Consider the following 1,860-nt stretch of genomic DNA (forward strand, 5'->3'; position numbering starts at 1 on the left):
TTTGGTCAAAATCTTCGGGATCTGTTTCAAATGGGAACCGTGAACTTAAGTGTGGCTGTGTGGGTGGGATTCATCGCCTTATTTGGAATAGCGGCTGACGGAGGTGTAGTGATGGCAACCTATCTCGACCAATTGTTTGATCGCAAGAAACCGAAGACATCGGCCGAGTTACGAGAAGTGGTGATAGAGGCAAGTACACGAAGGATTCGTCCGACACTCATGACGACAGCCACCACCATCCTTGCTTTGTTACCCGTCCTAACATCCACAGGCCGAGGCTCGGATATTATGGTGCCTATGGCAATCCCGAGTGTAGGTGGCATGTTCCTGCAAATCGTCACATTACTGGTTATACCGGTCCTTTACTACATGTGGAAAGAATTTAAAATGAAAAAAGAATTGTCATGAAAGAAGATCATCGAATAAAGAATATTGAATATCCAACATTGAACGGGATGGGAAGAAAGTCTTCAGCACTCTTTGCGAAACCTCTGCACGCTCTGCGATTAATTGCATTACTTGGCATAATTGCACTGCCTTTTACCGTGCAAGCTCAAACTATTGCCGAATACCAACAACAAGCAGCTAAGAATAATCCCGAGTTGAAGGCTGAATATCAGCACTATCTATCAGCTCTTGAAGAAAGTCCTATTGTTGGTGCTTTGCCCGATCCGGAAGTTGCTTTTGCCTATTTCATCAGTCCGATTGAAACCAGATTGGGACCACAAAAAGCAAGGATTTCACTTACCCAAATGTTTCCCTGGTTTGGAAGCCTCTCAGATAAACGATCAATATCGGAAGCGCAGGCTAAAGCACAATACGAAGTATTTCAGGAGACCCGAAATCGACTGTTTTATCAAACCGAGAAAGCACTTATTGAACTTTATGAGTTAGACCAAAGCTTGGAGATTGCCAACGAAAACCTCGACATCCTAAACTCATTAGTGGAGATAAGTTTGAGCCGATATGAAACAGATCAGGCTTCGCAGGTGGATGTGTTACGGGCTCAAATCGAGCAAGAAGACCTGAAGACGCAAATTGCTTTGCTTGAAGACAACCGGAACGTGTTAATTCAAAAAGTGAATGAGCTTTTGAATGCTGAGGAAGAACAGGTGATCGCCTTACCGGATACGTTAATCCCTGAAATGAGTATAGAAAGCGAGCCGGAATTACTGAGTCAATTGGTTCAGCAAAACCCGTCAATAAATCGCCTTAAATATCAGGAGGACTCCGCCCGCGAAATGAAAACGCTGGCAGTAAAAGACGGGAAACCATCCTTTGGCGTAGGTCTGGATTATATCTTCACTGGAGAACGCTCAGATGTACCAACCTTGGCTGATAATGGCAAAGATGCCATCATGGCCAGAGCCAGTTTTAAAATTCCCCTGTTCCGAAAAAAATACAATGCCAAGGTTCAACAAGCAGAGCTGAATATTCAGTCAGTACAGTCGCAAATAACAAACAAAGAGAATAAACTGGAAACAGATTTATCCTCTTCATTGAGGGACTATTATGATGCGCGGCGGCGGTTTGATTTGTATGACCAGAAGCAGATTCAACGGGTTAATCAGGCACTGAGCATTTTGACCCAGAACTATTCAACCGACAGTTCCAATTTTGAAGAAATTCTACGTATGCAGCGCAAGCTTTTGGGTTATCAACTCAGCCGTATTCAGGCTTTGGTGGATATGCAGGTTTCATCGGCGTATATCGATTATCTAACTGGAAAAAATAACATCAATCTTAATAAATAGATGTAAGCTGTGAGATTTGAGTATCAAGATAAAAACTTCTCAAATCTTACATCTAATATCTTAGATCTCACTACTATGAAAACAAAAAACATACTTATTTACTCTG

The 1,860-nt window shown here is 42.4% G+C and carries 2 protein-coding genes; both read left to right on the forward strand.

The annotated features are described in order from the left end of the window. The coding region (locus NM125_RS15810; protein WP_255135947.1) for an efflux RND transporter permease subunit at positions 1-408 on the forward strand (408 nt) is incomplete at its 5' end. Next, complete coding sequence (locus NM125_RS15815; protein WP_255135948.1) at positions 405-1,754, forward strand: TolC family protein; 1,350 nt, start codon at positions 405-407, stop codon at positions 1,752-1,754. The genes NM125_RS15810 and NM125_RS15815, both read left to right, overlap by 4 nt. The last annotated feature ends 106 nt before the right edge of the window (positions 1,755-1,860 follow it).

The sequence above is a fragment of the Gracilimonas sediminicola genome (assembly GCF_024320785.1).
Taxonomy (GTDB): domain Bacteria; phylum Bacteroidota; class Rhodothermia; order Balneolales; family Balneolaceae; genus Gracilimonas; species Gracilimonas sediminicola.